Annotated in this window: 26 protein-coding genes; 14 read left to right on the top strand and 12 right to left on the bottom strand. The window is 63.0% G+C overall.

All coding sequences use genetic code 11. From position 1 onward, the window contains the following. Positions 1-48 precede the first annotated feature (48 nt). The 6 genes from FJ424_RS05355 to FJ424_RS05330 form a co-directional block, all read right to left on the bottom strand. Positions 49-1545 carry a sugar ABC transporter ATP-binding protein gene (locus FJ424_RS05355; protein ID WP_140652719.1) on the bottom strand — a complete coding sequence of 499 codons (1497 nt, stop codon included), beginning with the start codon at positions 1543-1545 and terminating at the stop codon, positions 49-51. Then, complete coding sequence (locus FJ424_RS05350; protein ID WP_140640493.1) at positions 1542-2594, bottom strand: ABC transporter permease; 1053 nt, start codon at positions 2592-2594, stop codon at positions 1542-1544. The genes FJ424_RS05355 and FJ424_RS05350 overlap by 4 nt, the downstream gene beginning before the upstream one ends. A 99-nt stretch (positions 2595-2693) precedes the next feature. Further along, positions 2694-3671: a sugar ABC transporter substrate-binding protein gene (locus tag FJ424_RS05345; protein ID WP_181182010.1), complete on the bottom strand. Its 978-nt coding sequence runs from the start codon at positions 3669-3671 to the stop codon at positions 2694-2696. 191 nt (positions 3672-3862) lie between these two features. After that, positions 3863-5002 (bottom strand): mandelate racemase/muconate lactonizing enzyme family protein, encoded by a 1140-nt coding sequence (locus tag FJ424_RS05340; protein WP_140640489.1) that lies wholly within the window; start codon positions 5000-5002, stop codon positions 3863-3865. A gap of 13 nt (positions 5003-5015) precedes the next feature. Continuing rightward, positions 5016-5894 carry an SMP-30/gluconolactonase/LRE family protein gene (locus FJ424_RS05335; protein WP_181167040.1) on the bottom strand — a complete coding sequence of 293 codons (879 nt, stop codon included), beginning with the start codon at positions 5892-5894 and terminating at the stop codon, positions 5016-5018. Between the two features lie 13 nt (positions 5895-5907). Continuing rightward, a complete protein-coding gene (locus FJ424_RS05330) occupies positions 5908-6657 on the bottom strand; it encodes an SDR family oxidoreductase (RefSeq protein ID WP_140652723.1) in 750 nt (249 codons plus the stop codon). A 399-nt stretch (positions 6658-7056) separates the two neighbouring features. Here FJ424_RS05330 and FJ424_RS05325 point away from each other — a divergent pair, with 399 nt between their 5' ends. The 7 genes from FJ424_RS05325 to FJ424_RS05295 are packed head-to-tail and all read left to right on the top strand — an operon-like array spanning position 7057 to position 12941. After that, positions 7057-8139, top strand: coding sequence for a tartrate dehydrogenase (locus FJ424_RS05325; protein ID WP_281405424.1), 1083 nt, complete (start codon positions 7057-7059; stop codon positions 8137-8139). Next, complete coding sequence (locus FJ424_RS05320) at positions 8132-9001, top strand: amidohydrolase family protein (RefSeq protein ID WP_181182011.1); 870 nt, start codon at positions 8132-8134, stop codon at positions 8999-9001. Before FJ424_RS05325 ends, FJ424_RS05320 begins: the two co-directional genes overlap by 8 nt. A gap of 7 nt (positions 9002-9008) precedes the next feature. Then, the gene (locus FJ424_RS05315) at positions 9009-9488 is read left to right on the top strand and encodes a VOC family protein (RefSeq protein ID WP_181182012.1); all 480 of its coding nucleotides are present in this window, start codon (positions 9009-9011) and stop codon (positions 9486-9488) included. Continuing rightward, positions 9485-9817: an EthD domain-containing protein gene (locus tag FJ424_RS05310; RefSeq protein WP_140640479.1), complete on the top strand. Its 333-nt coding sequence runs from the start codon at positions 9485-9487 to the stop codon at positions 9815-9817. Before FJ424_RS05315 ends, FJ424_RS05310 begins: the two co-directional genes overlap by 4 nt. An 11-nt stretch (positions 9818-9828) precedes the next feature. After that, positions 9829-10596: an SDR family NAD(P)-dependent oxidoreductase gene (locus FJ424_RS05305; protein WP_181182013.1), complete on the top strand. Its 768-nt coding sequence runs from the start codon at positions 9829-9831 to the stop codon at positions 10594-10596. 45 nt (positions 10597-10641) lie between these two features. Beyond that, positions 10642-11418, top strand: a complete 777-nt coding sequence (locus tag FJ424_RS05300; protein ID WP_140652730.1) for an SDR family oxidoreductase — start codon at positions 10642-10644, stop codon at positions 11416-11418. Beyond that, the gene (locus FJ424_RS05295; protein ID WP_140652732.1) at positions 11415-12941 is read left to right on the top strand and encodes a class I adenylate-forming enzyme family protein; all 1527 of its coding nucleotides are present in this window, start codon (positions 11415-11417) and stop codon (positions 12939-12941) included. Before FJ424_RS05300 ends, FJ424_RS05295 begins: the two co-directional genes overlap by 4 nt. Positions 12942-12963: 22 nt before the next feature. On the opposite strand, the gene FJ424_RS05290 is transcribed toward FJ424_RS05295, so the two are convergent. From FJ424_RS05290 to ugpC, 4 genes are all read right to left on the bottom strand, one after another. After that, entirely contained in the window at positions 12964-14145 is a 1182-nt protein-coding gene (locus FJ424_RS05290; protein WP_140652734.1) for a CoA transferase, read from the bottom strand. Between the two features lie 60 nt (positions 14146-14205). Further along, positions 14206-14733: a MaoC family dehydratase gene (locus FJ424_RS05285; RefSeq protein ID WP_140652736.1), complete on the bottom strand. Its 528-nt coding sequence runs from the start codon at positions 14731-14733 to the stop codon at positions 14206-14208. 1 nt (position 14734) lies between these two features. Continuing rightward, the gene (locus FJ424_RS05280; RefSeq protein ID WP_140640466.1) at positions 14735-14971 is read right to left on the bottom strand and encodes a biotin/lipoyl-containing protein; all 237 of its coding nucleotides are present in this window, start codon (positions 14969-14971) and stop codon (positions 14735-14737) included. 136 nt (positions 14972-15107) lie between these two features. Next, entirely contained in the window at positions 15108-16274 is a 1167-nt protein-coding gene (gene ugpC, locus FJ424_RS05275) for a sn-glycerol-3-phosphate ABC transporter ATP-binding protein UgpC (RefSeq protein ID WP_140652738.1), read from the bottom strand. A gap of 253 nt (positions 16275-16527) precedes the next feature. Here ugpC and FJ424_RS05270 point away from each other — a divergent pair, with 253 nt between their 5' ends. From FJ424_RS05270 to FJ424_RS05240, 7 genes are all read left to right on the top strand, one after another. Further along, positions 16528-17661 (top strand): enolase C-terminal domain-like protein, encoded by a 1134-nt coding sequence (locus FJ424_RS05270; protein WP_140652740.1) that lies wholly within the window; start codon positions 16528-16530, stop codon positions 17659-17661. Between the two features lie 28 nt (positions 17662-17689). Next, positions 17690-18490: an SDR family oxidoreductase gene (locus tag FJ424_RS05265; protein WP_140640460.1), complete on the top strand. Its 801-nt coding sequence runs from the start codon at positions 17690-17692 to the stop codon at positions 18488-18490. Between the two features lie 39 nt (positions 18491-18529). Then, positions 18530-19003, top strand: a complete 474-nt coding sequence (locus FJ424_RS05260) for a VOC family protein (RefSeq protein WP_140652742.1) — start codon at positions 18530-18532, stop codon at positions 19001-19003. A gap of 96 nt (positions 19004-19099) precedes the next feature. Further along, positions 19100-20107 (top strand): transketolase C-terminal domain-containing protein, encoded by a 1008-nt coding sequence (locus FJ424_RS05255; RefSeq protein ID WP_140652744.1) that lies wholly within the window; start codon positions 19100-19102, stop codon positions 20105-20107. Continuing rightward, positions 20104-21138, top strand: coding sequence for a thiamine pyrophosphate-dependent dehydrogenase E1 component subunit alpha (locus tag FJ424_RS05250; protein ID WP_140652746.1), 1035 nt, complete (start codon positions 20104-20106; stop codon positions 21136-21138). The genes FJ424_RS05255 and FJ424_RS05250 overlap by 4 nt, the downstream gene beginning before the upstream one ends. Before the next feature lie 138 nt (positions 21139-21276). Beyond that, positions 21277-22287 carry a MaoC family dehydratase gene (locus tag FJ424_RS05245; protein WP_140640452.1) on the top strand — a complete coding sequence of 337 codons (1011 nt, stop codon included), beginning with the start codon at positions 21277-21279 and terminating at the stop codon, positions 22285-22287. Next, positions 22284-23501 (top strand): CoA transferase, encoded by a 1218-nt coding sequence (locus FJ424_RS05240; RefSeq protein ID WP_140652747.1) that lies wholly within the window; start codon positions 22284-22286, stop codon positions 23499-23501. The genes FJ424_RS05245 and FJ424_RS05240 overlap by 4 nt, the downstream gene beginning before the upstream one ends. Here FJ424_RS05240 and FJ424_RS05235 read toward each other — a convergent pair. Both FJ424_RS05235 and FJ424_RS05230 read right to left on the bottom strand, forming a co-directional pair. After that, complete coding sequence (locus tag FJ424_RS05235; protein ID WP_181182014.1) at positions 23498-24535, bottom strand: LacI family DNA-binding transcriptional regulator; 1038 nt, start codon at positions 24533-24535, stop codon at positions 23498-23500. The two genes, FJ424_RS05240 and FJ424_RS05235, sit on opposite strands and share 4 nt — an antisense overlap. After that, a complete protein-coding gene (locus FJ424_RS05230) occupies positions 24532-25332 on the bottom strand; it encodes an SDR family oxidoreductase (protein WP_140652751.1) in 801 nt (266 codons plus the stop codon). The genes FJ424_RS05235 and FJ424_RS05230 overlap by 4 nt, the downstream gene beginning before the upstream one ends. Positions 25333-25369 lie beyond the last annotated feature (37 nt).

Raw genomic sequence — 25369 nt, 5'->3', positions numbered from 1 at the left:
TCTTGCTGGTAACTCAAGGCCATAGCATACGACCGTACGTGACAGCCGTCAGGCCGCTGCTTTTTCCTTGCGCCGCTTCTGTTCAAGCTGCGTGATGTCGGTGGCGAGCGTCTCGACGTGCTCATGGTTGCCCACCCTCAGCGGCTCTGTCAGCATGCCCGCGGCGACGACATAGACAAGGTCGGCTGCTTCATAGACTTCCAATACTTCCGTGCAGAAGATGATGACCGTATTGCCTGCATCGGCATAGTCGCGCAGCAGCCTGTAGATCTCGGCCTTGCTGTGAATATCGACGCCGCGGGTCGGCTCTTCCAGAAGCAACAGTTTCGGGGCACAGTGCAGCGCCTGGGCGATCGCGACTTTCTGCTGGTTGCCGCCGGACAGGGAACGGATGCCTTGCGTCGTCGTGCGGGTCTTGACCAGGAAACGACGCACTGCGTCCCTCGCCATGTCGCGCATCTTGCGCTTCTTCAGCGTGAGGCCGAACCCGGCGATTTCCGGATAGCCCAGCCGCACGAGCAAGTTCTCGCCGACGGAAAAATTGCTGTACAGGCTAAGCTGGCGCGTCGCCGGCACATAGGCGGTGCGATGCCGCAAGGCCGAGGCTGATGCCTCGCCCTCGATCTGCATCGTCCCCGTGCATCGCTCCAGCCCTGCAAACGAGCGGATCAGTTCGCGCGAGCCGGATCCTTCGACGCCCATCAGCGCGATGATCTCGCCGGCCCTGCCTTGCATCGATATGGCTCGGAATGCCTTGGGATGGGTCCAGTCGCGGACCGAAAAAAGCGTTTCGACCGTCGGGGAGCCGCTCGGGCGGCGGGCGGCAACAGCGTCGACAATGGCTGCGTCTGTCACCAACTGCCGCGCGATCGCGTCTTCCGTAAGCGCGTCGCCAGAAAGTATCGCCCTAACCTTGCCGTCGCGCACGATCGCCACCCGGGTGCAATGCTCGACGAGATCGCCCAGACGGTGCGTGACGAGAAGCACGATCCTTCCGGTGCCGGCTAGCGCGCGCATCTCTCCGAAAAGCTGGTCCGACTCGTCTGCCGTCAAGGCGGAATTCGGCTCGTCGAAAAGGAAAACACGTGAATCGCGCGCTACCGCGCGGGCGATCTCGGTGCGTTGCTGGGTGGCCAGGGAACAATCGGCCAGTTGTCGGTCCTTCAGCCGACCGATGCCGAGCGCATCCATCACCTTGGCGTCGGCCGAACCGAGGCGCGGACGCGCGGAATTGGTGCCCTCGCGGCCAACCATGACGTTCTCCGCCACGGTCAGGTTGGGAAAGAGCTGCGGTTCCTGGTGCACGACGGCGACGGCATGCCAGTCAACCGAAGGGGACCATGGCCGGCCATCGAAGGTCAGCTTGCCTGCATCAGGCTTCTCCTCGCCGGCGATGATGCGCACCAGCGTGCTCTTTCCCGCGCCGTTCGGCCCGGCGATGCCAAGCACCTCGCCGGGCAAGATATCGAGATCGATGCCGTCGAGCGCGATCGTGCTGCCGTAGCGCTTGGTAATCCCGCGGATGCTGATGCCTTCTGCGTTCATGCTGCGCGGCTCTTGCGCAACTTGGTCAGGAAAAGGTCGAGCGCGACCGCGCCGATCGTCACCGCGCCGAGGAATATCTGTTGCACATGCGGACCGGGAGAGAGCAGGGCGAGCCCGATCTGAAGCTCTGCCAGCAACAACGCGCCGCCCAGGGTGCCGATGATCGTGCCCTTGCCGCCGCTGAGGCTCGCCCCGCCGATGATGACGGCCGCGAAAACCGGAAATGTCTGCGACAGGCCGATATCGGGCTGGCTGGTCTGGATGAAGGAGAAGTCGAGGACGCCCGCGATAGCCGCAAGGATCGAGCACAGAATGAAGGCGAGGATCTTGTAGCGCCTGACCGGCAGGCGGGCGAGTTTACCCGCCTCGGGATTGCCGCCGATCGCCATCAGCCGGAAGCCGAACAGCGAGCGGTGCAAAAGGAAGCCAACGACAATTGCGATGCCGAGCATCCAGAAGATTTCCACCGACAGGCTGTATTTGCCGACGTTTTGGGTGAGCCCGATGAAGAAGTTCAGTTCGCCCTGGTCGACATTGCCTCCCGGCGGCGGATAATTCGGGTTGAACGTGCCGGTGTTGCTGATCCAGAGCGAAAGCCCGTAGAGCAGATTGTAGCTGCCCAATGTGACGATGAAGGACGGGATTTTCAAACCCGTCACCATGAACCCGTTGAACAGTCCGACCAGGATGCCGACGCCGATTGCGATCGGGATTGCCAGGTAGACCGAAACACCCCACAGGATCCACACGACCGCCAGCGTGTTTGCCGCCAGCCCATACATCGCGCCGAACGACAGGTCGATTTCGCCGACGACGATGACCAGGGTCAGTCCCATCGCCATGATGGCGACGGAACTCATGGCTCTCAGCACCGAGACGGCGAGATTGGGATTGGCGAAGTTCGGATTGATAAAGACGAAGACGAGCGCGACCACGATAACGGCGGCAAACAGGCCGCCAATACGCAACGCCGCATCGATGGTCGCCTTTCCCGCAGCGGAAAACCCTTGGCGCCGCTCGGCTGGCTGCGTGGTTTCGCCTGAATGCATCCGTACCTCAAAGATTTTGTTGCCGCAGCGGCTGCGATATGACCGTGAGCCAGAATCGGACGGGCCGCAAGATGCGGGCCCGTCCTGTCGGTGCGGTCGCTATTTTTGCGACATCGTGGTGTCGAGTTCCTTGCGCGCCTGCTCCACGCCGTCCTTCATCACCGCCTTGAGCGTCTGCGTGTTGGGCAGGATGACGCCATTCTTCAGGAATTGCGCGCAGGCCGGCGCCCCGAAAGCGGCCTGATCGGGCCAGCGCTGGTCGAGTTGGGCGACCTGGATGCCTTTCTCGATCGCGTCGAGCTGCCCTTTGGACGAATTCCAGCCAATCGTGAAGACCTTTCCTGCCAGGCCAAGGCTCTCGATCGCACGGTCGGCATGTTCGGCGCCGATGTCGACGTTCTCGATGAACTGAACGTCCGGATTGGCTGTCAGAAACGAGCGGAAGACATCGAATGTCTTGCCCGGCTCATAGCTGGTGTTGAGACCATTGGATGCCGACGTCACGAATTTGGCGTCGGGGATCGCGGCTTTGATGCCGTCCTCAAAACCTTTCATGCGGCCCTGCGCCCAGAATTGCGTCGGGTCGCCGCCGGAAACCGCGAAGACCTTGATGTCGGACTTGTTGTTGTCCTTGATCCACTTCAGCACGGTTTCGGCTGCGGTATGGCCTTCCTTGTCCGGAATCTGGGTGAAGTTGGTGAACTCATGCCCGCGCGACGTAACGCCGGCTGTAAAGACCGGAATGCCTTGATCCATCAGCTTGTTGGTGATGGCCGTCATCGCGTCCGAACTGACGGGCTCGATGCCGATGCAGTCGATCTCGCCAGTTGCAAGCTTGGCCTCGATCTGGCTGACCTGCTGGTTCGGGTCATTCTGCACCGGCGCGATCGCCGAACACTCCATCGGATAGATGTCCTTGCCCATCTTGCAGCCCATGTCGAAGCCCGCTTTGTACTGCGGCGAGAACAACGGAATGCCCGAGGCCTGGTAGGAGAAGACGTAATTGATCGACTCGCCTTTCTTGATCTTCTCGGCGATGCGGTCGGCGAGCTTGAAAGTGCCCCAATCCCGCTTCACTTCGAACGGGGCTCCTTCGACCTTTTCGCCTGTTGACGGGATCTGGCTTTCGCTGGCGTTCTGTGCGAACGCGGTCGCTGCGACTGCCAGAGTGGCGCAGCTTGCCGCTGCAAGCAACATATGACGATATGAAATACCCACTTCTTCCTCCCTGTTCTTGATCTCTTGGCGACGAGGCTGCTTTCGCGTCGCTATACCAACCCCAAGACCTTCTCGCTGCGGTAGCCCTCCACAACGTCTTCAATGACTTCGATGCCGAGCCCGGGACCCGTCGGCGGATAGACCCAGCCATCGACGTGTTCAAAGGGTTTGGTGACGAGATCGTGCTGCATCGGATTGCGCAGCGGTTTGAACTCGAACAGCTTGCACGATGGCGAGTTGAACGAAATGGCGAGGCTGGCCGCCGTCACGATGGCCGATGACCAGGCATGGGCATTGGCCTGGCGGCGGTAGAACTCGCAGCGCTCGGTCACCTTCTTGAAGCCGGTGATGCCTTCGGCCCGGCCGGGATCGACGCCGATCACATCCACCGTTCCGGTCGCGATGACCCGCTCGAACTGCTCCAGCGTCCATTCGCGTTCGCCATAAGCGATACGGGTTGTCGTCTTGGAGCGAAGGTTGGCATAACCCTCGGGATCCCAGGCTCCGAGCGGTTCCTCGATCCAGGCGAGATTGTATTCCTCCATCGCCTTGGCGCGGCGCACCGCATCGGTGACATCCCATTTGATGTTGATGCCGTTGTCGATCATCAGCATCTTGTCGCCGAGCACCTCGCGCATCGCCTTGACGTATGCCACGTCGCGCTTGTGGTCATAGCCGAGGTTGGCGTTGCCGCGCTTGCCGAAGCCCGTCTTCAGCCCCTGCAGTCCCGTCGATACCCATTCGGCCGTCTCTTCGGCCATCTCTTCGATGGATTCGTAATGCGCATGGCAAGAGGCGATCGCCGGCAGCCGCTCGTGGACGCAGCCCCCCAGCAGGTCGAGCACGCTGCGGCCCAGCGCCTTGCCCTTCAGATCCCACAATGCGATGTCGATCGCGGCCGTGGCGTAGGAGGCGATGCCGCCATGATAGCCGTACCACCAGGCCTGCTGCTTGTTCTGCCGCCACAGCGCCTCGGTCTGCACCGGATCCTTGCCGATCAGGTTGGGCGCCATGCCTTCGATGATCGCCTTGGCGGCAAAATTCGCTTCGGGGAACTGGGTAATCGATTCACCCCAGCCGACCTGACCGTCATCGGCGGTAATCTTGGCGAGGCACAAATGCCGCAGCGCGTTGAAGTCGTTGGGTTCCGGGTAGCTGACCGGAATGGCTTCGATCCTGGCGATCTTCATGGTGGGCCGGTCCTTATCCGATCGCGCCGCGGAACAGCGGCATGCCTTCGACGCCGAGGCTTACTTCTATGAGGTTTCCGGTCATCGCGGCGCCGCTCGTATCGAACGGCCCCATGTCGCAGCAGAACAGCTTGCCGCCCTTGCCAAAGCAACAATTGAGGATGGTGCCGCCGGTTTCCAGGAACTCGACGTGCCTGCCGTCCCTGGAGAAATGGTCGACGCCACCGGCCGCGACGGCGGTGATCCAGAAATCGCCTTTCTCATCGATCTTCAACCCGTCAGGAATGTGTCCCTCCGGCATTTTGCACAACAGCGACTTGCTGCCGTCGGGTTTGCGGCGAATGACGTTCAACGTGTAAGATTCGACCCAGACGATCGAACCGTCCTTCTCGACAACGATGCCATTCGGATAGACGTGATCGAGCTCCTCGAGGATCCTGGCGACGCCGTTCTTTTCGATGACCACGATCCGGCCCGGATGCGGCTTGTCGGCCTGGTTCCAATCGCCTGAATCGGTGAAGTAAAGCCTGCCGTCCGGACCGAAGCTCAGGTCGTTCGGACCGTCGAACTTCTTGCCGTCGGCTTCCGTCACGAGAATTTCGACTTTCCCGTTGGGCAAGGTCTTCTGGATGGACGGCGGTCTGTGCACCGGCGCGACCCACGAACCGACATTCGGGGTCTGCGTCGAATAGACTGCGCCGTCGCTGCCCAGCATGCAGGCGTTCGGGCCGCCGCCGACAAAGGCATATTGCCCTTGCTTGCCGGTCTTCGGATCCCAGACTCCGATCTCGCTGGCGTAGGTGTTGGCGTAGATGACGCGCCCGTCGTCAAGTTCGTAGGGACCTTCGGGATGCCCGAGCCCCTTGGCCCGGATGACCTGCGGTTTCTTCACGATTCTCCTCCCTTCACCAGGTGACCATTCCGCCGGTGAAATTCACCGCCTGGCCGGTCATGTATGACGCCGCATCCGACAACAGGAACCAAATGAGGCCTGCGCACTCGTCAGCCGTCGCCGCGCGGCCCAGCGGCACGGCGCGGGTGCGAGCGCTCTCCAGTTCCGCGATCTCGGCTTGGCGCAGCTTCGACACGCCTGCCAGCACGTGATCTTGCATCGGCGTGTCGACAATGCCCGGGCAGATTGCATTGACCCTTACAGGTCGCGATGCCAGCGCATAGGCAAAGGAGCGGGTAATGGAGGTAATAGTCGTCTTGGAAGCCGCATAGGCGGCGACCTCGACGGTTGCAGCCAGTTTCGCGGAACTCGAAGACAGGTTGACGATCGCGCCGCCCGGTTTCAGGCGCGGGCCGATCTGCTGGCAGAGGAAAAAAATCGACTCGGCGTTGACGGTCTGAATCCGCCGCCAGTCTTCAAGGCTAACGTCGAAGATCGACTTGATCAAAATAATGCCGTGCGAGTTCACCATGTAGTCGAAACCGTCGGCAGCCTCGGCAAGACGGGCGCGGGCATCGGCATCAGACAGGTCGATCGTCAATGTTTTGCATCCGGCGGATTTGACATCGGCGAGCTTTTCTTCATCGATATCGACAGCAATGACGTCAATGCCTTGTCGCATAAGCCGCAATGCGGCAGCCTTGCCGATGCCGCTGCCGGCTCCGGTCACGACGCCGCGACGATTTCGCGCTGGCGAACCCATTCAGATGTCCTACCTCCCAGCGGCCGACCCGCGGCAGCTTCAAACCACGTCAGGAAGAAGGTGCCGTGCGATATCCCTCGAACTATATTGAAACGTTATCAAGACATGCAAGCAATTTCTGTTCGGCTCTCAAACGCGGGCTCGACGGATCACGTTCGCTTGAGCATATCCCTCTCGGTGATTTCGTCTTGAGCCGACGAAAATAGCCGCAAAATGCAGTATTCAGTCGCGGCTTGGTCAATATTTTGAGACTTTGACGCGCATGCCGGTCGAGAGCGGCGCGCCTCCTTTTCTTCCAAATCGTGCTGCAGGGGACGCTTGCAAAGAGGCTAAGTGGTGACTATGAATTGAAACGATATTTTCCCAAAGGGGCCCGATCGCCGTGGAGAATTGAGGATCATGTCATCGGCCAGAATCGCGGTTATCGACGGAGACGGCATCGGCAAGGAAGTCGTACCCGAGGGACGTAAGGTCCTTGAAGCAGCGGCGCGTGTTTTCGGGCTGGATTTGCGTTTCGAGGCGTTCGACTGGGGGTGCGACCATCACGCCCGCTTCGGGCGGATGATGCCGGAAGCCGGCCTCGACAAGATCGCCGGGCATGATGCGATCTTCCTCGGCGCCATCGGTTGGCCAACCGTGTCCGACGTGGAATCGCTGTGGACGTTGCTGATGCCGATCCGACGCAACTTCCAGCAGTATGTCAATCTGCGGCCCGTGCGGCTGTTCGGCGGCGTGCCGTCGCCGCTGGCACAGCCCGGCGTGATCGACTTTTACATCGTGCGGGAAAACAATGAGGGCGAATACTCCGAGATCGGCGGCCGGATGTTTCCCGGCATGGATCAGGAGATGGTCATCCAAAACACGGTGCTGACCCGCTTCGGCTGCGATCGCGTGATGCGCTTTGCCTTCGAGCTCGCCATGAAGCGCAAACGCAGGCTGACCTCCGCAACCAAATCCAATGGCATCATTCACACAATGCCATTTTGGGACGAGAGATTCCGTGCCGTCGCCAAGGATTACCCCGCGGTCGCGACCGAGCAATTTCACATCGACATTCTGGCCGCGCATTTCGTCGGGCGCCCATCGCGCTTCGACGTGGTGGTGGCAAGCAATCTGTTCGGCGATATCCTGTCGGATCTCGGCCCGGCGGTGACCGGAACGATCGGCATTGCACCTTCCGGCAACCTCAATCCGGAGCGCAGGTTTCCATCCATGTTCGAGCCCGTGCACGGCTCAGCGCCTGACATCGCCGGCAGGAGCATCGCCAATCCGATTGGCCAGATCTGGTCGGGCGCGATGATGCTGGACCACCTAGGGGCGACCGAAGCCGCTGCTGCCATCGTCTCGGCGATCGAGCGGGTGCTTCTGTCAGGCGAGAACCTGACGCGCGACATGGGTGGCACGGCCTCGACCAGCGCGCTCGGCCAGGCCATAGCCGATGCCGTTTCAGCCCACCCCGCGGAGACGCGTCGCCATGGCTGAGCTGCCCTTCGTCGATACGCATTTCCATCTGCACGACATGAAGCACCGGCAGCTTCGCTATGGCTGGCTTGAACCCGACGCGGTTCATGGCTTTCTGGCTGACACCGATCCACTGAAATCGCAGCATTATCTCGTCAAGGACTACATCGCCGAAATCCGCTTTTCCAATGTGCCCAAGGCGGTGCACGTTCAAGCGGCGGTCAATACGCCCGATCCGGTGGTCGAAACTGCCTGGCTGCAGGCCTTTGCCGACCAGACGGGCTATCCGCACGGCATCATCGCGGAATGCCATCTCGCCCGACCCGACGCGGCGAGCGTGCTCGACCAGCATCTGAAGTATCCGAATGTTCGCGGCATTCGCAATTTTGGCGACGGGCGCTACCTTGTCGATGCCGCCTGGCGGCGCGGCTTCGCCGAGCTCGGCTCCCGCAATCTGGTTTCCTGCATCGACACGCGGGTCGAACTGGCCGACGACATTCTGGACCTCGCCCGGGCCTTTCCGGACACGCAGATCTGTATCGACCATTGCGCGATTCCGATCGGCCGCGATCAGGCGAGCTTCCGGCGTTGGCGCGGCGCAATGGACGTGATGGCGAAGTCATCCAATGTCACCATGAAGATTTCAGGGCTGGGTATGGGCGATCCGCAGTGGACGGTCGAAACCATCCGCCCTTACGTGCTGGGCAGCATCGAGGCGTTCGGAGCGGACAGGGTGGTCTTTGGCACGAACTGGCCGGTCGACCGCATGTTCAGCTCATATCCGGATGTCATAAACGCCTATGCCGAGATCATTTCCGGCTTTCCGAAAATCGAGCAAGCAGCGATGTTTTCCGGTAATGCAGAGCGGCTGTTCAGGATTTGATGGCACGATGAGCGAAACCGCCCATACAATAGAAGCGGTGCACCACATCGGCATGACGGTGGCCAGCCTTGAAACCGCGCTCCGCTTCTGGGAGGCATTTCTGGGCAAGCCTGCACGCTGGACCACCGTGCTCGACAGGCCTTATCTCAGCCGCGTCGTCGGTTATCCGAACGTCGCCATCAACGCGGCGTTCATCGACCTGCCTGGCGGTGGTGTCATCGAATTGCTCGATTATCAGGTTGCCGGCCGGACGGCGAACGCGGACGCGACCGCCAACCCCGGCAACGTGCATCTTTGCCTGAAAGTCGCCGATGCGCGCTCCACCTGGCAGCGCGCTGTCGATTGCGGCGCGAAGCCGATCTCGCCGGATGGTCCGGTGGCGATCGACGGCGGCCCCAACATCGGCGCTCAGGCGGCTTATCTGCGCATTCACGACGGCATTACGCTGGAACTTTTCCAGACACCGAGGAAGGATCGATCCGCATGATCAAGCGCATCAGTTTCCTGCGCCGCAAGGAAGGCATGAGCCAGGAAGATTTCTTCGCTCACTGGACAGGGCCGCATGCCGATATCGTGCGCCAGATGCCGGGCCTGCGCGGGCTTCGCTTCGGCCGCGTGCAAAGCTGGACGCCGGCGGAGGATGCCTGGGACGGCGTCGGCGAGATTTGGTTCGACAGCGTCGAGGACGCGCTGAAAGCCTTCGCCACCGAACCATTCAAGAGCCTCCTCGTCGAAGATCGGAAGAAATTCACCCGCGAAATACAGGCATGTTTCGTCACCGAGCAGACGGCGGTGCAACCACCGGCAATTGGCTGAAGGACGGCTCCATGGCTTTCAACATCGGTTCCGGGCTGGAAGGCAAAAGCGTCGTTGTCACCGGCGGCAGCGGCGGCATAGGCCGCGAGGCCTGCCGGGCCTTCGCTGCCGCCGGATCACGCGTCGCGGTCGTCGATCTCGATCAGGGCAAGGTCGATGCGGTCGCTGCCGAAATGGAAGCCGGTCCGCATCTTCCGATCGCATGTGACCTGAAGCCGATCGCACATCACAAGACGCTGATAGAAAAGGTCGTGACCGTGTTCGGCGGCATCGACGTCCTGGTCTGCACGGCTGCGGTCCTGATCCGCCGGCCCAGCGTTTTCGACGTGAGCGAGGCGGACTGGGACCTCCAGCATGACGTCAACCTGAAAGCATCCTTCTTCCTGAATCAGGCGGTGGCGCGGGTCATGAAGGATCAGGGAAGGGGCGGCCGCATTATCAATTTCACCTCGCAAGGCTGGCAGAGCGGCGGTTTCGGCGGCTCCGTGGCGTATGCCGCCACCAAAGGCGGCGTCGTGTCGATGACGCGCGGACTGGCGCGGTCGCTCGCCAAGGACAAGATAACCGTAAATGCGGTATCCCCGGGCGCGGCCGACACGGCCATGATGCGCTCCGGAATGGATCAGGCGGCGCTCGACGCGCAAGTCGCCCAGATACCGCTTGGCTACATGGCCGCGCCGTCGGATCTGGCAGGTACGGTGCTGTTCCTGGCCTCAGACCATGCCGGCTACATTACCGGCGCTACCATCAACGTCAGCGGCGGCTGGCTGATGTACTGACGACGACCGCAAGAAGGCCAGGTCCAGATCAGAGGAGGATGAACCGTGTCAGGATCGCTTTCGGGAAAAGTCGCGGTCGTCACGGGCGCGGGGCGCGGCATCGGCGATGCCATCGCGGGCCGACTGATTGCCGACGGCGCAAAAGTCTTTGCGCTGGACAAAATGCTTCCAGACGAGCCGCGCAGGGGCGTCACTTACATCGAGACGGATGTGACCGATCCGGCCAGTGTGGGCGCTGCGTTCAAGGCCGTCGACGACAAAGCGGGTCAAGTCGACATCCTCGTCAGCAACGCCGGCATCCAGCGTGTCGGCCTGGTCGGCAAGATATCGTTCGCCGACTTCTCTTCGGTGATCGCCACCCATTTGCACGGCCTCTTCCTGTGCGCCTCAGAAGTCGTACCGCGCATGGTCGAGCGCGGCGCCGGCGGGGCAATCGTCAGCATCGCATCCACCGCCGCTTTCGTCGGCCTGCCGGGGCGGGGGCCTTACTGCGCCGCCAAAGCAGGCATTCTCGGACTGACGCGCGCGCTGTCGCTTGAAGTCGCGACCGCGGGCATAAGGGTCAATGCGGTGGCACCCGGCTTCACGCGCACCAAGTTCATAGAGCAAGGTTTGAAGGATGGCTCTTTGCAGGAAGACTGGATGGTGGCCCGTGTACCGATGAAGCGGTTGGCGCGGACCGAGGAGATCGCCGAGGCCGTCCGGTTTCTTGCCGGCGACGAGTCGTCCTACATGACGGGCCAAACGGTCGTGGTTGACGGTGGCTGGATCGTACAAGGTATTCCCGAGGCGCCGACCTGGCTGCAAACGCCAGCCTCATGATGCCGGCAAAGCTAAATCTTGCGGAATATTGCATCGGCCGCGCGGCTGCGACGAGTCCGGGCAAGACCGCGCTTCTTGTCGTGAGCGACGCCGACAGGCCGCAGGATGCTGAGCGTTGGACCTATGCGGCGCTCGATCTTGCCGTGCGCCGGGTGGCGGCAGGTCTTCTGGCGGAAGGTCTTTCGCCCCGCGATCGTATCGTGCTGCGGTTGCCGAACACGAGCGACTATGCCCTGCTGTTTCTTGGCGCGATGGCGGCCGGCCTGGTGCCGGTTCCCATCTCGGCGCAACTCACCGGCAGCGAAACGGCGTCCCTTGTCGGCGATTCCGGCGCTGCGGCGATGGTCGAGACATCGTCGCTGGCCTCCGTAACCGCTCCTTCCGCATGCAAGGTTCTGGATGACGCGGCCTTGATACGACTGAAAAATACAGCGGAGCCGGCTGGCTTTGCCGATACCGACGCCGAAGCACCGGCCTACATGATCTATACGTCGGGAACGTCCAGTCGGCCCAAAGGCGTCGTCCACGCGCACCGCACGGTTCTCGGGCGAAAACCAATGCACATCGACTGGCAAGGCCTTTCGGCATCCGATGTCGTGCTGCATGCCGGCGCCTTCAACTGGAGCTATACGCTCGGTGTCGGGCTCCTCGACCCTTGGGCATGCGGCGCCATGGCAGTGCTCTACAACGGGCCAAACGACATCGCGATCTGGCCGAAGCTTATCGATGCCGTGGGTGCAACGCTGTTTGCGGCAGTGCCTTCGCTGTATCGCCAGATGCTGAAATATTGCAGCTTGCAGCCAGGATGTCTGCCGAAGCTTCGCCACGCGCTTGCCGCCGGCGAAGCGCTGAGCCCGGCGATCCTCCACGGCTGGCACGCCGCCACAGGCAAGCAACTGTATGAGGCTTTCGGGATGAGCGAATGCTCGACCTTCGTGTCAAATCATCCGGGCATGCCTGTCAGGCCGGGGAGTCCCGGCAAGCCGCAAGCCGGACGGCCGATCGCGGTGTTGCCGCTGGACGGCGGCGTGGAGCCCGTTGCTGCCGGCGAGACGGGTTTGCTTGCCATTCACCGTAGCGATCCCGGTCTGATGCTCGGCTATTGGCAGCGGCCCGAGGAGCAGCAGGCTGTGTTTCGCGGTGATTGGTTTGTCGGCGGCGATCTCGCCGCGTTCGATGGCGACGGCTATCTCTGGCATCGCGGGCGTGCCGACGACATCATGAATGCAGGGGGCTATCGCGTGTCGCCGCTGGAGGTCGAGGCCGCGCTGACCGGATGCGCGGGGGTTGCCGAGATTGCGGCGGCTGAGCACCATGTGCGGAGCGACGTTACCGTGATTGCCGTCTTTGTCGTGCGTGACGGGGACAGCAGAACCACAGCCGATGACATCATTGCGATCGCCGAGCGGCGCCTTGCCGCCTATAAACGCCCGAAGCAGGTGTTCTTCGTCCCGAGCTTGCCTCGCAATGCCAATGGGAAGCTCTTGAGGCGCCAGCTTTCATCGGTGGTGGCTGGCGGTTGATCTTCCTGGCATAAGCCAAACATCAGCTTTCGGCTTTGGAGCTGGTGGCTGCAAAGCGGTCGAGCACCGCCTTCGTATCCGCGTCGAATGGACGTCCTGCATGACGCACGCGGCCGGGCGTCTTCGAAAATCCTGCGACGACGTTTTGCATTGCAACGCCGTCAACCTGCGTGATCATGTTGCGGGCGCGATAATGCTCGTCGGCAAAGATATCCTTCATGTCGAGCACCTTGGCGATGGCTGCGTCGACGCGGCGGAACTCGCGGATCACTTCTTGCGAGGGTCGCGACGCCACCCAGTCGGCGACGTAGACCTCGAGCGCTTCGCGATTGCGGCTGCGGCCCTGGAATGTCGAGAAGCGGTCGTCGCTGCCCAGACCAACCAGCGCCAGCACCCGTTTGGCGATCGAATCCGCCGAGCTGGAAATCGCCACCCAGACGCCATCGGCGCATCGGTAAGTGCCGCGCGGTACCGTGTAGGGAATACCCGAGCCAAGCCGCGGCTGCAGATAGCCCATATGGGCATAAGCCGAGGGCAGCGGACCCATAATCTGGAACATCGAGGTCAGAAGGTTGACGTCGATCGTTTGTCCCTCGCCGGTGCGCTCGGCGTGGCGCAGCGCGGCCAGCGTGGCGAAGGCGCCGACCAGGGCCGTCACCTCGTCGGTCAACGCCACCGGCGGCAGCAGCGGCTGGCCGCCTGCCTCACCCAGCAGATTGGAAAATCCGCTCATCGCCTCGGCGATCGTCGCAAAACCCGGGTGCAAGGCATAAGGCCCGTCCTGACCGAAGCCGGTCACGCGCAGCACCACCATCTTCGGATTGCGCCGCTGCAATTCGTCCGGGCCGAAACCGAGCGCTTCGAGCTTGCCCGGGCGCATGTTCTCTATCAGCACGTCGGCGCCTTCGAGCAGCGACCAAAGATTGCGCTGTCCGCTCTCGGTTTTGAGATCGAGCGAGACGACCTGCTTGTTGCGGTTCACCAGCTTCCAGAAATACGAATCGGTCTCGTCCGGGCCGGTCCAGCCCATGCGACGGGTCGGATCGCCGTTGGGGCCTTCGACCTTGATCACTTCGGCGCCGTAGTCGGCCAGGTATCGCCCGGCACCCGGTCCGGCGACGACGGTGGCCAGTTCCACGACGCGTATGCCATCAAGAGGCCCGGGCGTCTCGCGCGCCGGTTCGGGATCAGCCTTGTCCGTCATGCGATCGCTCTCCGCCGCCGACACTTCCATGCAAATGCGTTTTGACCCATGCGTTGCGCATCAGGTTTCGGCCGCCACCGAAGCCGTCCGACCGCGACCAGCCGGCCGGCCGGCGCGCATCGGCAAAAGCACGGCGCGGGTGAATGTGCAGACCTTTGCCCGGTCCTGGTTGAAGCCATCGGTGCGAACGGTGAGAATGCCTTCGCCGGGGCGGGAGGCGGATGGCCGCGTCTCAAGTATCTCGGTCTGGCCGTAGAGCGTGTCGCCATGGAACAGCGGCTTGAGATGGCGAAGTTCGCTGACGCCGAGATTGGCGATGGCGCGGCCGGAAATGTCGGGCACGCTCATCCCTAGCAGCAGCGAATAGACGTAGGTGCCGACAACGATGTTGCGGCCCTCGGCCATCTCCGTCTCCGCGAAGCGCCGGTCGATATGCAGTGGGCTGGCGGCCATCGTCAAAAGGCAGAACAGATGGTTGTCCGCCTCCGTGATGGTCTTGCCCGGCCAATGTTCGAAAACATCGCCGGTCCGGTAGTCGTCGAGATACCCACCGAACCTTTCGTCGCGCGCGGAGTGGATTTTCGCCATTTCAGCCCTCGAGCACCAAAGTCGGCGCGCCGGTCCGGACGTCGTCGCCGACCTTGATCAGGATTTCCGCAACGGTGCCGGCGAACGGGGACGGGATTTCTACCTGGGTCTTGTCGGTCTCCACCACGAACAGGGTCTGGCCCTCGTTGACCTTGGCACCGACCTGGACCTGAATTTCGTTGATCACCACCTCGTCGACCGCGTCGCCGACCTTGGGCATCTTGAGCGTGGAACGCATTATCTGATCTCCATCAAAACATTGCCAAAAGGAGGATTTTCGCCAATCGAAACTTTGCCCCGGAGACGGAAGACGGCGTGCAAACCGCGACCGCCGGCCGTAATTCCCAGCAAAATCGGAATGGCTTTCCTCCCTATCACAACGCCTTGCCCGTGCTGCTATCGAAAAGGTGGACCCGCTCGCCGTCGACGACGAGTTCGAGGCTGGTTTGGCGTGCCGGCACGCGGCTGGCTCCGACGCGCAGCACGAGAAGCCGGGCGTCGATACGGACCAACTCCGCCGGATCGACAACCGCGCCGCGGGCGTAGTCGTCGGCTGTCCGGATGATGACCGAGGTGCTTGCGGGCGATACCGCGATGAACGATTCCGGCTCCAGTTGTTCGACCAACTCGACCTTGGCCGGAATGCCGGCACCGCTGCCGGCAGGCTGCCAGGACAAATGCTCGGGCCTGATGCCAAGTATGACGGTGCCGCCGGCCGCGAGCCCAGGTTCTTTCACCTTTGGTCGCACGCTGACCTGCCGATCGCCGATAGATACAACGAGAGCATCGGATCGCGTCTCGATGACCTTTGCCTCGAGGAAGTTCATGGCAGGGCTGCCGATGAAGCCGGCGACGAATATGTTGGCCGGTGCGTGGTACAGCGCGTGCGGCGTGTCGTATTGTTGCAGCGTTCCGCGCGAGAATACGGCGACGCGGCTGCCGAGCGTCATCGCCTCGACCTGGTCGTGGGTAACGTGGATCGTCGTGACGCCAAGCCTTGTGTGCAGACGCGACAGCTCGGCCCGCAATTGCACGCGCAGCTTGGCGTCGAGGTTGGAGAGCGGCTCGTCAAGCAGGAACGCTTCCGGATTGCGGACGATGGCGCGGCCCATGGCGACGCGCTGGCGCTGGCCGCCGGAGAGCTCGCGCGGCTTGCGGTCGAGCAACTCCGACAGGTCGAGGATGCGGGCGGCTTCGGCAACCCGTTTGTCGATTTCCGACTTCGGCGTCTTGCGCAGTTCCAGCGCGAAAGCGATGTTCTCGCGCACGGTCATCTGGGGGTAAAGCGCATAGTTCTGGAAAACCATCGCGATGTCGCGGTCGCGTGGCGACACGTCGTTCATGGTCTTGCCATTGATGCTGATCTCTCCCGACGTGACCGATTCAAGCCCGGCGATCATTCTCAGCAATGTGGATTTTCCGCAGCCGGAAGGTCCGACGAAGACAACAAATTCGCCGTCGCGTATTTCCAGGTTGACATCCTTCAAGGCCTGCACCGGGCCGTAGAGCTTACCAACCTTGCGAAGACCGATCGACCCCATCCAGAAACTCTTCGTCGCCTCAAAATTGGTGCCGCGATCCCGGTTGGGACCGCGCGCCGATGATGCCGAACCGGTACCTGAAACAAAGGCCGCAAAATACCCTTGGACCCCGTGAACGGAAGTCGAGACTAGGCAATCGCGAAAACCATGTCAATCGTTTGACTAACGGTAATCAATCGGTTGACCGAGCAAAAATGCGTCGTTATGGTGGCGGCAAATTCCCGGCTCGGCCGGACCCTTGGGAGGGGATGGAATGCCTAGTCCTTCTACTGTTGTCGACGTCAGCGTAGCCACCATTCAGGCTCAGCTGCCGGCGCCGGTGATTTTCGGCGACTGGGTCATGAAGATGCGCGAATTCGCCACGGTGCGAATACGCACGTCGTCGGGGCACGAGGGGTGGGCGTTCACGCTGACGCGCGACGGCGCCGTCGCCGAGCAGATCCGCAAGAGCATCGCCCCGGTCTATGCCGGCACCGACATCGCCGACCGCGAAGCGACCTTCCGGACCGCGAAGGGACGCACCTACGGTTCGCATAGCGCCGGCGTTGGCCTGCGGGCGCTTTCGATCGTCGACCTCGCCGCCTGGGACGCGGCCGCGAAGATCGCCGACAAGTCGATCGCCGAGTTCCTCGGCGGCAAGGTGAAGCCGATGCCTGCAACCTGCATCATCGGCTATCCGCCCGCGATCATGCCGCCGGACAAGACCGGCGCGCAGGCGGCCGACTTCTACGCCAAAGGATGGCGGCGCTTCAAAGCCCCGATGGCGGCTACCTGGGAGCTGTCGGCGGCGCGGCTGCGCGCGATACGCAACGCGGCGCCCGATGCCTGGCTCGGCACCGATCTTGTCTGGATGTTCAAGACCGTCGACGAGGCAGCCGCCTACGCCGACAGCATCGCCGACATCGACATGGGCTGCATCGAAGACATTTTCCCGCCCGGCAATGCCGGCATGCTCGCGGCGCTCCGCAAGCGCGTTCCCATGCCGATCTGGCAGGGCGATGAACAGGGTGGCTCCTACTACCCGGAAGCCCTGATCATGGCTGGGTCCGTCGATCGCGTCCGCGTCGACCTGACCTGCATGGGGGGTATCACCGGCGGCCGCGCCGTCATCGACGAGTGCCTCGCGGCGGGCGTCGATTTCGGCCCGCACATGTTCCCGCATACCCACAGTCAGGTGTTCAGCGCCTGGGGCTTCGACGACAAGCCGATCGAATGGGGCGTGCCGTGGACAGGGGTGCACCCTTATGACGATGCCCTCGCGCAGCCGCAGATCATGGCAGGCGGACTGATGAAGCCGCTGCCGCAGGGGCCGGGCTTCGGCAAGATGATCGACAAGGCGTGGTGCCTGAGCCAGCCGCACCAGGATCCAGACAACATCCTGCAGTAGGAACGCACCGGTACAGGCGAGAGCTGTCATGGCGGACGATGAGATCACAGTACCCGCGAACTATACGGCAGGTCTTTTCGACATTTCCGGCCGCGTCGCCGTCGTCACCGGCGCAGGCAGCGGGCTGGGCGCGGCGATCGCGATCGGTTATGCGCAACTCGGCGTCACTGTCGTGCTCGCCGATATCAACGCCGCGGGAATGGCGGCGACGCTGGCGACGATCACCGAGCAGGGCGGCAAAGCCGTCGCTGCCGAACTCGACGTCACCAAGCGGGATCGCTGCTTCGACCTCGCCAGGAAAGTCAAAGCCGACCATGGCAGCGTCGATATTCTGGTGAACAGCGCCGGCTCCGCCTTCCGCAGTCCGGCCGAGGAGTTTCCGGAGGACAAGTTCAACTTCATCCTCGATCTCAACCTCAAGGGCACCTATTTCTGCTGCCAGGCTTTCGGCAATGTGATGCTGGCGCAGGGCAGGGGCAGCATCATCAACCTCGCCTCGATCGGCTCGTTCAACGCTTATCCCTGGGCCAGCGCCTATCTGGCCTCCAAGGGCGGCGTGCTGCAGATGACCAAGGCACTGGCGCTGGAGTGGCGAGACCGCGGCGTGCGCGTCAACGGCATCGGTCCGACGCTGATGGAATCGCCGCTCACCAAGGCCGCGGCTTCCCGCTCGTCGATCACGGCGGATTTCATCAAGGCGCGCATGCTACGGCCCCGGCTCGGGCTGCCGCGCGAGTTGATCGGAACGGCCGTGTTTCTGGCGAGCGATGCGTCCGAACTCGTCACCGGACACATCGTCATGTGCGACGACGGATATCTAACGGCATGAACACCGAACGCATGGGCCGACCACCGGCCGGAGGCTGACTTGGCAAGGATCACCAAAGCCCATCATACCGGATTCACCGTGCGCTCGCTCGAACGCTCGATCGCCTTCTATCGCGACATATTGGGCTTCGAGCTGGCCTTCCAATGGAACCCGCAGGCCGAATACATCGGTGAGCTTGTCGGCTATCCGAGCGTGGATCTGCACGGCGCCATTCTTCGGCTGCCGGGCACGGATGTATGCCTCGAGCTGCTCGAATACCGCAATATCGAACAGGTCCGGGTCGACATGCGCAACGGCAACATCGGCAATGGCCACATTGCGTTCAACGTCGACGACCTGATGAGCCTCTACGAGGAGCTGGTGGCCAAAGGCGTGAAATCGGTCTCCGCCCCGGTCACGCCGACGATCGGTCCGAACAAGGGCGGCAAGGCGGTTTATCTCATCGATCCAGACGGTTTCCGCGTCGAACTGATCCAATCGGCGCAAGCCTTCGGGAGCTATAAGCCGGAGTGATCTGGACCAAATAAAAACGTTTCCAAATTTCGTTGCCTGCGCTAGCTTCGCAAGCCTGCATCAACCATCCGACCTGCGTATTGGGAGAATTTCGCCTTGGCTAAGATATGGGTTCGGCAAGCGGTCCTCAGGGCCCTCGATGATGCGATGACGGAAGATCCGACCGTCATCATGATGGGGGAAGACATTGCGGCTGCGGGCGGCCCGTTCAAGGTGACGGAGGGTCTGCTCGCCGTGCACGGTCCGCAGCGTGTCATCGACACGCCGATCTCGGAAATGGCCTTCATGGGTGCCGCCGTCGGCGCCGCTGTCTGCGGGCTCAAGCCGATCGTCGAGATGATGTTCATCGAATTCATCGGCGTGGCTCTCGACCAATTGACGACGCAGGCGGCGACGATGCGCTATCTTTCGCGCGGCAAACTGACGACGCCGCTGGTGGTGCGCGCTTCGGCCGGCGCCGGGCAGGGTTTTGGCTGCCAGCATTCGCAGATGCTCGACCACTGGTTCCGCGGTACCCCGGGCCTCAAGGTGTGCGTCACCAGCAACGCCCGCACGACCTACGGCTTGCTGCGCTCGGCGATCGAGGATCCGGATCCGGTGGTCGTGCTCGAACCACGCATTCTCTACGCTGAACGCGAGGAATACGAATTCGACAGCAGCTACCGCATCCCGCTCGGCAAGGCCGAGATCGTCAGGGCGGGCAAGGATGCGACGCTGCTCGCCTGCGGGGCGATGGTGCGGGTGGCCAAGGAAGCCGCCGAAAACAGCAGCGTCGACATCGAAGTGATCGATATGCTGACGCTGTGGCCGTGGGACCGCGATACGATCATGGAATCGGTTTCAAGAACCGGTCGTCTGGTGACGCTCGAAGAGGCCACCGCCGGCAACGGCTGGGGCGCCGAAGTGGTGTCTTCCGTCGCTGTCGAGGCCTTCGGTTCGCTGAAGGCGCCGCCGCACCGCATCACCTTGCCCGATGCGCCGGTGCCCTACAGCGGCAAGCTGGAAGCGCGCTTTCTGCCCAGCGCGGCCTACGTCGCCGAGCAGGTGTCCGCCCTGGTGTCGACCAACAAAACGCCAATGCCCTGGTGGAGGAACGCAGCATGACGCTCTCCAATTCCAACTCGCCGCTGGCGCGCCGGGAAGCCCTCGACGACAGGCTGGAGCAGCTTCGCCGGATGATCGAGATCCGCTTCGTCGAGGAACGTATTCAGAAGCTGTTCGCGGAAGGCCACGTGCGCGGCAGCACGCATCTGGCGAGCGGCCAGGAAGGCGTGTCGGTCGGCATCGCACGCTCGATCGACCCCGACGACATCGTCACCTGCACTTATCGCGGCCACGGCCATGCGTTGGCATTGGGCCTAACGCCGGCGGGCGTCATCGGCGAGATCTGCGGCCGCGTCATTGGCTGTGCCGGCGGCGTTGGCGGATCGATGCACCTTGTCGAGCCGGCGATCGGACTGCTGCCCACGGCGGCCATCATCGGCGCCGGCCTGCCGATCGCCTGCGGCGCCGCGCTGGCGGCGCGCGCGCGCGGCACGGACCGCGTCGCGGTCGCCATCTTCGGCGACGGCTCGGCCAATATCGGGGCCTTCCATGAATCGCTGAATTTCGCCGCGATCCAGAAGCTGCCCGTGGTCTTCGTCTGCGAAAACAATCTCTACGGCGAATATACGCGCATCCAGCTGTCGACGCCGGTCGAGGACATCGCGATACGCGCCGCCAGCTACAACATGCCAGGGGTCATCGTCGACGGGCAGGACGCCGACAAGGTGGCGGAAGCGATGGCGACGGCCGTTGCGCGTGCACGCCGCGGGGAAGGACCTTCGCTGGTCGAGATGAAGACATACCGCTATTCCGGCCATTCCCGCTCGGACCCGGCGACCTACCGGCCGGCTGGCGAACTCGACGCCTGGCTGAAGCGTGATCCGATCGACATCTTCGCCGAACGCCTGACCGCCGAGACGCTGTTGGCGGCTGACGGGCTGGATTTGCTCAAAACGGAAGTGCGTGAGGCGGTCGAAACGGCAACGGCGGAGGTGCTGGACTCGCCGGCGCCGGAACTCGGTGAGATCATGGCGCATGTCGGCGCTTACTCTGCGGGCGGCGATCAGCGCCATTTGTTTTGGACGAATTGACCTGGCCGTTTTGGTGACGCAGGTCGCTGCAAAGCAGCCTGCGTCGGAAGGAATTTCTGACCGCACGCTGCCGGAGACGATATCCGGCGGCGCTTTTATCGACTGCTGGCGCCCTTTGTCGGCGCAGGCCGGAGCAAAATGGGCACGCGTTCCGACATAGGCTTCGACGGCCCGCTTTTCGACGATCTCGCGATCGGCGACCGCTTCGACAGCGCGCCGACGATGCGGCTGACGGAAGGCCTGGCCGCCGTCCACCACGCAATCGTCGGCGGACGCCTGCGGTTGGCCTTCGATGCCAGGCTGTCCGAGGCCGTGACGGGGCAGGCATCGCCGTTTGCCGCGCCGGCTTTCGTGTGGGATATCGCCATAGGGCAATCGACGCTTGTCACCCAACGCGCCGTCGCGAACCTGTTCTATCGTGGTTTGGTGTTCCGCCGCGCACCGGCGATCGGCGACAGCCTGACGACGTCCACGACCGTCATCGGCTTGCGTCCGGCATCCGCAAAACCTGGCCGCCCACCGCGCGGACTTGTTGCCATGCGCATCGCGACGGTCGATCAGGAGCAGCGTCCGATCCTCGATTTCTGCCGTTGCGCCATGCTGCCCGCGCGCTCGGCCGATGCTGTGGCGGCGCAAGGCCAGACGGAGCTGCCGAAATCCGATTTCACCCAGACGCAACTGTTGGAAGCGGTATCAGGCTGGAATCTTGATGCTTTTCGCGATGCCACGCACGGTCCGCATTTCGATGACCTCGAAGCGGGTTCAGTGCACGATCTTGCCGGAGGCGACGTCGTCAGCAGCGCTCCGGAACTGGCCAGGCTGACCATGAATCTGGCGGTCATCCATCACGACCGTATCGCGGCAGGCGGACAGCGCCTGGTCTATGGCGGCCACACGATCGGCATCGCCGCCGCACAAATCACGCGCGTCTTCCCCGGCCTGGTTACCATCCTTGCCTGGCATGACTGCGACCATCTCGGCCCGGTGCATGAGGGCGATACGCTGCATTCGCAGGTCATCGTCGAACGCTGCCAGCCGCTGCCTGGCGGCGGCGGACTGGCGCATCTTCGCTGCAAGGTCCGGTCGACCGACGGTGCCAGTGAGACGTCGGACGTGCTCGACTGGCGGTTGGTAGGGCTGTTTGCATGACGCGAGCCATCCTGAGCGGCATGTCCGTGGTCGAAGGCTCGGCCTTCGTCGCGGCGCCGCTTGGAGGAATGACGCTGGCGCAGCTTGGCGCCGATGTCATCCGCTATGACCAAATCGGCGGCGGACTGGACCGTCGCCGATGGCCGGTGACGGATAGCGGACAAAGCCTGTTCTGGGCCGGCATGAACAAGGGCAAACGCTCGATCCAGATCGACCTGCGTTCCGAGGAAGGGCAGGAGATCGTCGCCGCGCTGATAACCAGGCCCGGCACTGATCAAGGCCTCTATCTTACGAATTTCGCGGCGCGCGGAGCATTGTCCTACGAGGCATTGAAGGCACGGCGGGCCGATCTCATCATGGTCGCCTTGAGCGGCAATGCCGACGGGTCGAGCGAGGTGGACTATACGGTCAATGTCGCCACGGGGTTCCCCGACATCACGGGTTTGCCCGGGTCTTGCGGCCCCACCAATAGCGTGCTGCCGGCCTGGGATATCGCGATGGGCGAACTCGCCGCCGTTGGTCTGCTTGCCGCCGACAGACACCGCAGCCGCACAGGCGAGGGTTCGCTGGTAAAGCTCGCTTTGTCCGACGTCGCTTTTGCCACCGTCGGACATCTGGGGCGTATCGCGCAGGCCGAACGCGGCGGCAGCGCGGCGAAGGACGGCAATTTCCTGTTTGGCGCGTTCGGGCGCGACTTTGCCACAAACGATGGTCGGAGAGTTATGGTCGTTGCGTTGACGGAACGGCAGTGGAAGTCGCTGGTCCAGGCCACAGGCATCGATGCCAAGGCGCTGGCCGCGGCGACCGGCGCCGATCTTGACAGCGAGGGAGGACGCTACGCTGCCCGCCATGCCATCGCGGACGCGATAGCGCCGTGGTTCGCGGCGCGTCGTTTCGACGAGGCGACGAAGGACCTGTCAGCCGCGGGGGTCTCCTGGGGGCCATACCAGAGTTTCCAGCAACTCGTCGCCGAAGACCCACGCTGCTCGCCGGCCAATCCGCTGTTCTCACCAGTCGATACGCCAGGCATCGGGACGGTGCTGACGCCCGCGTCGCCGCTCTACTTTTCGGTGGCGGATCGGCTGCCGGCCATGCGTGCGCCGGTGCTCGGGGAACATACCGACGAGATCCTAGCAGGTCTGGGCATCAGTGATGGCGAGATCGGCCGCCTGCACGACCGCGGCGTCGTCGCAGGAGCCGAGCGCCGCCTTTAGGACTTTATCTTTGGCGGCGGCCCAACGGATTCGCGCATCACCAGTTGCGGCGCAATGTCGATCACGACGTCCTGCGGCTCGCGGCCATGGATCATGGCGTCAAGTTCGACCACGGCGCGGGCGCCCATCTCGCTCAGCGGCGTGACGATGGCAGTCAGCGGCGGCGCGGTGAAGATGGCGTCTTCGCCGTCCAGAGAGACAACCGAAAGGTCACGCGGCACCTGGATGCCGCGTACGCGCGCCGCTGCCAGCGCGCCGATGCCGACCAGCATGTTGAAGGCGAAGATGCCGGTCGGCGGCGCCGGCTCGCTCATGATGTGGTGCAGGGCGTCGTAGCCGCCGCGCCGCGACACTGGCGCATTGGCGACGATCGCAGGCCCGAGGCCGGCAGCCTTGCAGGTTTCGACGAAGCCAATATGGCGGCGTCGCGAGGTATCGAGTTCCGGCATCGAACCGATGAAGCCGAGCCTCGTGTGTCCAGCCTCTATGAGCGTGCGCGCCGCCAGCCGGCCCGAGGCATGGTCGTCCACGGTGACGCTTCTGCCGATCGTGGAACGCCGGTTGACGAAGACGTGCGGCACCGGATTGTTCGCGATCGCTTCGATCATTTCGCGGCTCTCGGCCGTCACCGCGATGATCAGGCCATCGATGCGCCGCTCGCTGACCAGTCTCAGATAGGCCGCCGTCGACCGCTGCTCGTCCGCAACCTCGGCGATCAGCATGACATAGCCGGCTTTTTCAGCCTGCCGCATCGCACCGCGCACGGTCTCTGCGTAGACCGGGTTGGTCAGGTCGGGCAGCAGGATGCCAAGAGCGCCCGTGCGCTGGGTGCGCAGATTGCGCGCCAGCGCATGCGGCCGGTAGTTGACGCGCCCTGCCTCGTCCAGGATAGCCTGACGGGTCTGCGCGCGCACGCTGATGCCGCCATTGTTCAGCACTTTGGACACCGTCGAAACGTCAACGCCGACTGCGCGCGCTATATCTTTCAGCGTGGCACGTGCAGACGGAAGCGCAGCTGGTGTCGATGTTTTCACGAGACCTTCCCGTACCTCTCTAGCAGAGCTGCGTCCGGCTCGTAACGATAGCAGCGGGAGGTCAGGCCGCCATCGACCGCGAGAGACTGGCCGGTGACGAAGGAGGCTTCCGACGAGATAAGCCATGACACCGCCGCCGCTATCTCCTCCGGTTCGCCTATGCGTTCCAGCGGATGCTGGATGGACATTTCCCGTTCGGCGCGGGTGCTGTCCGGGCTATCGCGGATAACCCGCTGCACGAGCGATGTGCGCACCGCGCCGGGCGCCACTGCATTGGCTCGAATGCCGACCGGTCCGTATTCGACCGCGATGTAGCGGGTCAGCGCGTCAATGCCGGCCTTGGCGACGTCATAAGCCGCCCACATGTTGAAGGCGGAGCGGCCATGCACCGACGAGACGTTGACGATCGACCCGGCGACGCGGTCTCTCACCCATGTCTGGATCGCTTCCGAAGAGCCCCAGAAATGCGACATCAAATTGACCGCAAAGACGCGCTCGACATCGGCGTCTTTCGGTTCATGCAGATTGCCCATCAGTGCGATACCGACATTGTTGACCCAGCCTCGCAGGGGCGCGAGCTTTTCGGCGGCCTCTCGCACTTTCTTCAGCACGGCACGGTCGGAGGCGTCGCCGCAAAGGCAGTCATGTCCCTTGCCCAGCTTCTTGCCCAGGTCGGATGCCGTTTCGGGGTTGATTTCAAGGCCGACGACGTTCCATCCATCGGCCGCCAGACGAACGGCTATGGCATGGCCGATGCCGTCGCCGGCTCCCGTTACGACAACGCTTCCGAGACTCATCGAGACCTCCCATTGGATCCGGGCGGGCGGCTCGGCT

This window comes from Mesorhizobium sp. B3-1-8, assembly GCF_006439495.1.
Lineage (GTDB): Bacteria > Pseudomonadota > Alphaproteobacteria > Rhizobiales > Rhizobiaceae > Mesorhizobium.
Note: the sequence above shows the minus strand (reverse complement) of the source record. Positions and strands in the feature narration are given on the sequence as shown.

Excerpts from the sequence above, each read along its gene's own strand:
- FJ424_RS05355 (WP_140652719.1), bottom strand. The coding sequence starts at position 1,545 with ATGAACGCAGAAGGCATCAGCATCCGCGGGATTACCAAGCGCTACGGC.
- FJ424_RS05350 (WP_140640493.1), bottom strand. The coding sequence starts at position 2,594 with ATGCATTCAGGCGAAACCACGCAGCCAGCCGAGCGGCGCCAAGGGTTT.
- FJ424_RS05340 (WP_140640489.1), bottom strand. The coding sequence starts at position 5,002 with ATGAAGATCGCCAGGATCGAAGCCATTCCGGTCAGCTACCCGGAACCC.
- FJ424_RS05330 (WP_140652723.1), bottom strand. The coding sequence starts at position 6,657 with ATGGGTTCGCCAGCGCGAAATCGTCGCGGCGTCGTGACCGGAGCCGGC.
- FJ424_RS05325 (WP_281405424.1), top strand. The coding sequence starts at position 7,057 with ATGTCATCGGCCAGAATCGCGGTTATCGACGGAGACGGCATCGGCAAG.
- FJ424_RS05320 (WP_181182011.1), top strand. The coding sequence starts at position 8,132 with ATGGCTGAGCTGCCCTTCGTCGATACGCATTTCCATCTGCACGACATG.
- FJ424_RS05315 (WP_181182012.1), top strand. The coding sequence starts at position 9,009 with ATGAGCGAAACCGCCCATACAATAGAAGCGGTGCACCACATCGGCATG.
- FJ424_RS05310 (WP_140640479.1), top strand. The coding sequence starts at position 9,485 with ATGATCAAGCGCATCAGTTTCCTGCGCCGCAAGGAAGGCATGAGCCAG.
- FJ424_RS05305 (WP_181182013.1), top strand. The coding sequence starts at position 9,829 with ATGGCTTTCAACATCGGTTCCGGGCTGGAAGGCAAAAGCGTCGTTGTC.
- FJ424_RS05295 (WP_140652732.1), top strand. The coding sequence starts at position 11,415 with ATGATGCCGGCAAAGCTAAATCTTGCGGAATATTGCATCGGCCGCGCG.
- FJ424_RS05290 (WP_140652734.1), bottom strand. The coding sequence starts at position 14,145 with ATGACGGACAAGGCTGATCCCGAACCGGCGCGCGAGACGCCCGGGCCT.
- FJ424_RS05285 (WP_140652736.1), bottom strand. The coding sequence starts at position 14,733 with ATGGCGAAAATCCACTCCGCGCGCGACGAAAGGTTCGGTGGGTATCTC.
- FJ424_RS05280 (WP_140640466.1), bottom strand. The coding sequence starts at position 14,971 with ATGCGTTCCACGCTCAAGATGCCCAAGGTCGGCGACGCGGTCGACGAG.
- ugpC (WP_140652738.1), bottom strand. The coding sequence starts at position 16,274 with ATGGGGTCGATCGGTCTTCGCAAGGTTGGTAAGCTCTACGGCCCGGTG.
- FJ424_RS05270 (WP_140652740.1), top strand. The coding sequence starts at position 16,528 with ATGCCTAGTCCTTCTACTGTTGTCGACGTCAGCGTAGCCACCATTCAG.
- FJ424_RS05265 (WP_140640460.1), top strand. The coding sequence starts at position 17,690 with ATGGCGGACGATGAGATCACAGTACCCGCGAACTATACGGCAGGTCTT.
- FJ424_RS05250 (WP_140652746.1), top strand. The coding sequence starts at position 20,104 with ATGACGCTCTCCAATTCCAACTCGCCGCTGGCGCGCCGGGAAGCCCTC.
- FJ424_RS05245 (WP_140640452.1), top strand. The coding sequence starts at position 21,277 with ATGGGCACGCGTTCCGACATAGGCTTCGACGGCCCGCTTTTCGACGAT.
- FJ424_RS05240 (WP_140652747.1), top strand. The coding sequence starts at position 22,284 with ATGACGCGAGCCATCCTGAGCGGCATGTCCGTGGTCGAAGGCTCGGCC.
- FJ424_RS05230 (WP_140652751.1), bottom strand. The coding sequence starts at position 25,332 with ATGAGTCTCGGAAGCGTTGTCGTAACGGGAGCCGGCGACGGCATCGGC.